A 7,516-nucleotide genomic window follows, 5' to 3' on the forward strand; every position below is an offset into this window, starting at 1 on the left:
GTCTGTTCGACGCCCGTGAACGTCACTTCGGGATTGCGTGGTTCGAGGTTGTCGCCAGCGACAGACAGTGGAATCAGCTGGCTGTCGGTCGCACCGATGACCTGTTTCGTGTCGCGTTCGGTGTTGACCTGCCCGGTCAGCGTTATCTCAGGGTCCGTCGCACTGTCGAGGTCCCGAACCTCATACAGGTGGGTCGTGCCGGTCGTCGCCGGCTGGCCATCGATCTGCAGTGTCCCGCCGAACGTGATCGTGTTCGTCGAGAACCCGCTCACCCAGAACTGGGCTTCGCCATCGCGGACGTGCACCTCTTCCTGATACACCGCACCGGACTCATGCACGACACCGACGACGGCTGGCACCGACCCGTGCTGTTGCTTGAGCCAGTCCGTTGAGACGCCGACCCAGCGTCCGTCGTGGGTTCGCTCGTCAGTCAGATTCAGCGCGGGCTCGCCGTCGACAGTCGTTGTCGACGCCCGGAGCGTCTGTGCGCCCGCCGATGCTGACAGCGACGGTTTGGTCGTGTTACTCTCGACGTGCGTGTCTGGCACCTTCGACAGCGGTTGTTCGGGATTGCGTGGCGCGGTACTCAGCTCGTTGATAGGGTCACTGTCTGGGTCTGCTGGCGTCGACGCTGACTCTGCCTGTTGGTCGTCGGCAGTCGGCGTCGAGTAGACTGTCCCGCTGTTCGCGTCGTCGGGTGCGTTGGACTGTGGTGCGAACAACATCGGCGCGGCGACGGACACGACGACGACCGCCAGCGCCATGCCGACAATCGACAGTTGTTCGCTCGACAGTGGCAGGTCATCACTGTCCATCAGCGACACCTCCAACAGGGTTCAGGGGGGTCCCCCCTTCCGTTCCTGTTCCAGATACGCGCGCGTAACGAACGGACATTTTTGTCCGCTCGCGGTGATCGGTGCCGCCGCGGCCGCCAGCCGGGCCGCCGCAGCCGGCTGTCGTGAACTTAAAAGGCCGGTCGATATCGGTCACGACCAGCGGCATTGCTCGGTCAGTCATCGGCCACGACCTCCGTTGTCGCGCCGGGGCCAGTCCGTCTCGGGATGCGCGCCGCCACGATCTCCGTGCTACTGTCGGGGTTGAACATGATATCATAGTGATTCTGGGTCGTTTTGATCGGGTTCTCCGGGAACGTGCCGTCAGCATACGGGCTCGACAGCGCTTCGAGCACCTCGGGCTCGTCACCAGAGATATCGATGATGCCGTCACCGGGCGCGAGGACACGCAGCTCGTGCACAGCGCCACCAGCCGCGCGATACTCTTCCAGGAGCGTCGGCTGGTCCTCGTCGTCGGTCGCTACTTGGAGGTCCTCGACGACCATGCCGCCGTCGTCGCTGGTCGACACGTCAACCGACGACGGGATACCGAGCCGCAGCTGGAACTCTGGCGTGTCGTGCGGGTAACCGAGGTCGGAGAACTGGAACTCCGAGAACCGACTGCCGGTGTAGCACAGCCCGAAGCCCTTCGGTCGCTTCGACAGCAGGTCTTGGTCCTGTTCGAGGTCCCGGAACGGCTTCGGTGCCTCTGTCTTGGTCGTTCGGTTCCCGCGGTCGTGGTTCGAGAGTTCGACCCAGAAATCGAACTCTTTCAGCCAGTGGTTGTGAACGTCCTCTTCATGGTGGCCGTAGCCGACCAGCGACAGCCCAGCCGACCGCATTTCCTTCGCGATGTTCGCCATAATCTGAATGCACTGATGCGTCCAGTGGCCGGATTCACCGCCCGGTGCTGATTCCGGTGCGAGCATTCCGAACTCGTCAATGTGGGCGGTCATCCAGTTCCGTTCGCCGTTGCTGTCGACACGCAGGCCGTCGAAGGTCCGTGCCGCGAGGAACCCAAACCACCAGTGCGATGCCGGCGTGGGGTTCGGCTCGTTCTTGGGGATGAACGTCGGTTGTTCGACCGTTGCATCTGCCGTCGACAGCGCATCCTCGCACTTGCGGAAGTACGGGTCCGGGAACACGACGTTGTAGGTCCCTTTCGGGTGGTTCTGCAGTCGCTCGACAAGTTCGAGAACATCCGAGTAGTACCGCACGTCCCGACACAGGTCCTCCGGGTCTGGGTCCTCGCGGTCGACCGCTTCCATCCAGCGGCCGTCAACGTCGACGCCGCTTGGAAGCCACAGCGTCGTCCAGTCAGCCATCCGCCGCCAGTCTGAGCTTTTCTGGCGGCCGTTGCGGACGATGCGCTCGTCGTTGTGTTCCATCTGGTACGTGGCAAACTGGTCGGCAGCCGTCGACTTCCCCGAGCCCTTCGGCGCTTCGACCATTGTCAGTGACGCCCCCGGTGAACTCACCGTCGACGGGCCGTCCGACGCACTTTCGATATGCACGAGAAAATCCGGGTACACGCCCGATAGCGCCGCGCCCTCCCGTGGATAGAACGCTTCCGGGTCGAACGCCGGGATATCGAACCGGGTCCGAATCATCTCGGCGTCGTCATTCCAGTCGCCGGGCGGGTCGCATCCGTGGATAACCTGTGCGCCCTGTCGCGTCTGTTCGGTGAATCCGTCCTGTTCTGACTTTGGTTTTCTCTGTGACATCGTTAGCTCACTCCAGTCAAATCAGCCGGCTCACGGCGGTTCACGTCGCCCCCGCCGAGCCCGGCGTTGTGGACAATCGGGATATCGAGGTCGGCCAGCGACCGGCTGACCATTTCCTTCGCCACCTCGACATCCGCCATCGTAATCTCTTTACGCAGGTTCGCCCGAGCGCTCGCCTGTGCGACACGTCGAGCGGCCCCGAGCTTGCGGGCAGTCACGGGTACGGGCGGGCCGTGATACCGGCCGTCAGCGTCCGCGAGTGCATCGCGATAGCGCTCCGGCAGCGCCATCTTTTGCTCTTCAAACCACGCGGCCAGCGCCTCGATGACGCTGTCGTTCGCGGGCGTGGGATGCAGCTGTCGAGCCCGCATCAGGACCGCGCGGTACTGGTCCATCGACAGCACTGGGTCGATAGCATCGGCGTCAGCCGTGTCGAGCGCCTGCCCAGTCGCGTCTTTCAGCGATGCTGACCACGTCCGAATCATCGACTCAGCCAGTTCCCGGACGTGTTCGCGGTCCTGCTTCGACCGCATCTGCATGATAAGGTCAAACCGCGACAGGAGCGGACTGTCGATACCCAGCGCGTCGACGAGCGACTCGTCGCCAGCGAAGTGACCACCGAGCGGGTTGCACACGCCCAGGAGGCCACACTCCGCCGGCAGTGTCATCGACTGGCCGGCCAGCGACAGCGGCAGTATCTGGTCGGCCAGCGCCGAGTGCATTTTCTCGATGGCGTCCTCGCCAGCCTTGTCCAGCTCGTCGACGACCGCGATCCCCTCGTGGGCGCGGACCAGCACGCCGGGCTCGATGCTGAACCCGCCGTCAGAAAAGTCGTCTTTCACCGCCGCCGCGGTCAGCCCCGGCCCCGACACACGCTCGCCGCTCGCGAACGCCGACCGGGGTGCGACCGCCGCGGCCCACTTCGCCAGCACTGACTTCCCCGTGCCCGGGTCGCCGGGTAGCAGGACGTGAACGTCGCCCCGATAGTGCGAGCCGTCCGGCCCGTCGAACGTCGACGCGCTGACCAGCTGCAGCACGAGCCCCCGGACGACCTGTCGGTCCCGTGGATGGGACCCGGAAACGAACTTCGGCGCTGCGGCCGCCATCAGCACATCCGCCGTCGACGGGTTCTCGATATCCACGTCGAACGACTCCGGGCGCTCGCGAAGGCGCTCGAAGAGGTCCCGCTGGTCGGCCGTGAACTCCGTGTCTTGGTAGGTTTGCCCGGCCGCTTGCACGGAGTTCACGACCACCTGTGGCTCGGGAATCGGCCCGCCACCGCGGAACTGCAGCTCACCAACGAGCACCACGTCCTGACAGTTCGCGATAGCGCCGTGGCCCGCGAGGTCGCCCTGCAGGTGCGCGATGATATCCGACGTGTCACCGCCCAGTGCCGCGCTGCTGGGATTCTCTAACAGGAGCTTCTGATAGTCTTCGTAGCGGGACTGGTCCGGGTTGATGCGGAACGGGCCTTTCATCTCACACCCGACGCACTCGAAGGGCTCGATGTACTGTCCGGGCTCGAATGGTATCCGGGTGAGAGTGCCGCAGCGCTGGCACTCAAAGGCTGCTTCGACGAGCCGTGGCTGGACCTGCGTTCGCTTTGCGACCTGCCCTTCGAGCGCCAGCAGTTGCCCACGTCGGTCGCTCGGTGAGAACTCGCCGGGTGCGGTCGTGTGTGACTCAGGCAGGTTCTCGAAGCGCGGTGTCGCCTGCCCCAGCGACGTGTCGACCGGCAGCGGCGTGTCCCGAATCCCCGCTTCGACGTACTCAAGCATCGAATCGGGCGCATCGAGGATATCTTCGGCCAGCGTTGGGTCCCATCGCGCGAGCGCTGTCCAGTCCAGCGTCAGCGACGTGTCGTCGGGATAGCGCTGAGCCAGCAGCGCCACCTTGTCGCTGACCTGCCAGCGGAGATACTGAGCGACCCGGTCGGACAACTCGTCACTCATCGCTGTCCTCCGTGTCCGGCGTCACCGAGTCGCGCCACTCTTCGAGCCGGGCAACGAGGTCCTCGACGAGCGCGCGCTCCTGGTCGGTGACGCCGTCCCAGTTGACCGCCATTCCGGCAGCCCGGAACGACGCCAGTTTCAGGAGCTTCCCGGCCCGCTCGTCGGCCAGTTCGGTGGTCAGTTGCACCGCATCCTCGGTGTCGATCTCCCCGTCGTCGACGGCGGCTTGTGTGCGCTCGAAGATTGTCGGTTCGGCCAGTTCCACGAGTGACGCCGCGTCCTGTTCGCGAGCCCGGGCCGCCCGGATTGCTTCGATATCCATTATCCCGGCGGCACCTCCTTGGCGCGGCCAGCGACGTCGGCCAGCTCGTTGCTATTGGTCACTAACTCTGAGAGAGTGGCATTCATCGCCGGGAATATCTCGCCGGCCAGCAGCCACTCAAGCCGGACTGACGGCCCGCGAGTCAGCGAGTGCCACCAGTCGCCGTGGCGGTCCAGCACGTCCTCGATGAACCCGCTGCGGACGTGGCCCTCGGTCATGTGAATGATATCCTCAGCCCACGCCATGACCTCCGATTCGACGCGGGGCGGTTCGCGGAGCGTCCGCCGCAGCATCCCGTGCTGTTCGACAGCGCGCTGATGCAATCGTGGCCGCCCAGCGACGTACTGAATCCGTTCGGCGTCTTTGACGCCCTCTTCATCCGAGAACTCCCCGACCCGCTCACGCAGCAGTTCAGTGGCGTCCTGAAACGCCGGCAGCAGCACCTTCCGAATGAGCCGCCGCCGGAACGCATCGGCAGTCTCGTCGTCGCTGGGTGCCTGGTCACAGATTGCGACCCGGTCGTCCGCATCTGCCATGAGGCAAGCGACCTCCCATCGGTCTTGCACGAGGTCCTCGTGCCACGTCTCCGGGGTCTGGCCGCCCGACACCACGTCGACGGCGTGGCACCACTCCAAGACCTCGGTGCGACTCTGAAAGCCATCGCGAAGGGACTGCTGCAGATGGCGCTGCTGGGCGCGAAGCGAGTCGAGCCCAGCTGCGAACGAGCGGTCGACCGACCCGTCGTCGCTCGCGAGCCATTTGAGGGCATGATGCCCGTCGGCCGCTATCGGGTCAGTCATCCGCATCAACCCCCCGGTAGTCCTCGGGAAACGCAACTTTCAGCGCACAAATGGCTGGAACTGCGATTCCCATCCCAGCCAGAAATTCAGTCCCGAGTGTTGCCTTCAACCCAATTGCAACGCCGAATCCGGCGACTCCCGCAACAGAGCCCCGAACGACCAGTTCAGCGAGTCGGGAGACTGTTCCGGGTTCGGTGTACCACCGGCCCAGACTGTCCTTGACAGCCGCCATCGGGTCAGTCATCCGCATCAACTCCCTGTTGTGGCGACGACGGCGAGAGGTTCGTTGACGGGTTGTTCCCGCCGTGTTCGTCGTCGAGCGCTTTCTGAATCTCCGTGCGAACGCGGTCGACGATCTGCTGGCCTTTCTCGTGGTCAGACCATTCCAGCTCGGTGACCGCCTGCAGAACTTGGTCGAAGGTCTTGCGCTCTTCGTACTCGTGGCGCTCGGTCTGGACCTGTGCTTGCACGTCGTTCCAGTGCGACGGCCCCCAGTCGACTTCGAGCGACCCGTCGCGAGTTTCGTGGCCTTCGATGAGCGCCGGCAACGTCGCCAGCCCTAGTCCAATAATCGACGAGCCCAGTGCCGCGACTGTCCCGAGGTAGACCAGCGCGCCACCGCCGAGCGCGATGCCGATGAATCGCCAGTTCCGACGGGCCACCCAGTTCGATGCCACTGCCGAGATAGCCCCCGGCAGCGCCGCGATGCCTTCACCTTCGGGCGGGTCCGCGAGGTCCTCTTCGTCGACCTCTTTCGTCAGTGTTGGCGAGAACTTCAGCCGTGCCGGCTTGTGCCGCAGCACCTTGTCGGACTCTGGGTCGACTTCGAAGAGCTGGTCGAGGTCGCCTTCGCCGCTGTCGTAGCTCTTCCAGTCCTCGGTCGGTATCTTCGCTGGGTCAGCCCAGTAGCGGGCCAGCATCGGCCGAAGGCCGGCTATCGGCGCGTACAACTGGTCGCCGTGTCGGTACACAGACTTGATTTTGTTCGGCACACGCCGTGTCCCGACCGTCTCTTCCCCGCTGGGCGAGATAGCGCCTTGCCGGAGTCTGCGCTGGAAAAACCCGGCTTTCGAGAGGTCGCTGTCCCGGATGGAAAGCATCACCGGCAACGCCAGCAATCCCATCAGGATGCCGACCGCGATGGGTGCGTTCGCGAGGATGATCGACGTTTGCCACGTCCCAATTATCGCCGCAATGCCGACCACGACGGCGACGACACCGGCCCAGTACGTGACGCCTTTCAGCGTCCCGAGAATCGTTCGCGAGAGGATGTGCTTGGCCGACGCGCCGCTGAACAGAATCCCACAAATCGCCGGGATAATCAGGTTCAGCGCCCCCCAGCGCCAGAGGTCGCCTTTCGAGTTCGTCGGGTAGGCCGGGGACGCCGTCAGTGGGTTGGTCTGGTGACCGAACCGCCAGCGTGCGCCCTCGACGCGGCTGCCGTCTTGTTCCAGCCACGCCGTTGCCTGCCACTGCTGGTCGTAATGCGACTGCAGTTTCAGTTTCGACGCTGAGTAGCCTTTATCTGCCTCGAAGCTAATCCGCTGGACAGTCTGGTTCGCCGCGTAGGTCTGCTGTGTCCCGTTGACGCTCGTCGTCCGCTCCTGCCAGAACACGACGACGAACTCGTAGTCACCGACAGACTCACCGAATGCGGATGTGTAGGCCAGCAGATAGTCCGTTTTGAGTGCCTGATTCCGACCGAGCGGCTGGTAGGACGACTGGGCCGGATTCAACGGCAGGTACTTCAGCACGATCCCGCCGGTCGGGAGCATCCGCGTCGACTCCGGCGGCCCCTGTGAGCCACCACTTGATATCTGGTCGCCGCCCGTCCGCAGCTCCGAGATGTTGAACGGTCCCGGCGCTGTCCAGTCGCTCGACGCGC

The 7,516-nt window shown here is 64.4% G+C and carries 6 protein-coding genes and 1 pseudogene; all 7 read right to left on the reverse strand.

Translation table 11 applies throughout. From position 1 onward, the window contains the following. Positions 1 to 815: pseudogene (locus tag DVK01_RS20860) on the reverse strand (hypothetical protein); the annotation flags it as partial. Positions 816 to 1,009: 194 nt separating this feature from the next. Continuing rightward, the gene (locus DVK01_RS20865; RefSeq protein WP_121538788.1) at positions 1,010 to 2,557 is read right to left on the reverse strand and encodes a hypothetical protein; all 1,548 of its coding nucleotides are present in this window, start codon (positions 2,555 to 2,557) and stop codon (positions 1,010 to 1,012) included. A gap of 2 nt (positions 2,558 to 2,559) precedes the next feature. Next, entirely contained in the window at positions 2,560 to 4,509 is a 1,950-nt protein-coding gene (locus DVK01_RS20870) for an ATP-binding protein (protein ID WP_121538790.1), read from the reverse strand. After that, a complete protein-coding gene (locus DVK01_RS20875; protein WP_121538792.1) occupies positions 4,502 to 4,831 on the reverse strand; it encodes a hypothetical protein in 330 nt (109 codons plus the stop codon). Before DVK01_RS20875 ends, DVK01_RS20870 begins: the two co-directional genes overlap by 8 nt. Further along, on the reverse strand, positions 4,831 to 5,631 hold the full coding sequence (locus DVK01_RS20880; RefSeq protein WP_233560862.1) for a hypothetical protein: 801 nt from the start codon (positions 5,629 to 5,631) through the stop codon (positions 4,831 to 4,833). Before DVK01_RS20880 ends, DVK01_RS20875 begins: the two co-directional genes overlap by 1 nt. Continuing rightward, positions 5,624 to 5,875: a hypothetical protein gene (locus DVK01_RS20885; RefSeq protein WP_121538796.1), complete on the reverse strand. Its 252-nt coding sequence runs from the start codon at positions 5,873 to 5,875 to the stop codon at positions 5,624 to 5,626. The genes DVK01_RS20880 and DVK01_RS20885 overlap by 8 nt, the downstream gene beginning before the upstream one ends. Next, on the reverse strand, positions 5,868 to 7,516 hold a 1,649-nt coding region (locus DVK01_RS20890), incomplete at its 5' end, for a hypothetical protein (RefSeq protein ID WP_121538798.1). The genes DVK01_RS20885 and DVK01_RS20890, both read right to left, overlap by 8 nt.

Source organism: Haloarcula sp. Atlit-120R, assembly GCF_003665885.1.
In the GTDB taxonomy this organism is placed as follows: domain Archaea; phylum Halobacteriota; class Halobacteria; order Halobacteriales; family Haloarculaceae; genus Haloarcula; species Haloarcula taiwanensis.

Excerpts from the sequence above, each read along its gene's own strand:
- DVK01_RS20865 (WP_121538788.1), bottom strand. The coding sequence starts at position 2,557 with ATGTCACAGAGAAAACCAAAGTCAGAACAGGACGGATTCACCGAACAG.
- DVK01_RS20870 (WP_121538790.1), bottom strand. The coding sequence starts at position 4,509 with ATGAGTGACGAGTTGTCCGACCGGGTCGCTCAGTATCTCCGCTGGCAG.
- DVK01_RS20875 (WP_121538792.1), bottom strand. The coding sequence starts at position 4,831 with ATGGATATCGAAGCAATCCGGGCGGCCCGGGCTCGCGAACAGGACGCG.
- DVK01_RS20880 (WP_233560862.1), bottom strand. The coding sequence starts at position 5,631 with ATGACTGACCCGATAGCGGCCGACGGGCATCATGCCCTCAAATGGCTC.
- DVK01_RS20885 (WP_121538796.1), bottom strand. The coding sequence starts at position 5,875 with ATGACTGACCCGATGGCGGCTGTCAAGGACAGTCTGGGCCGGTGGTAC.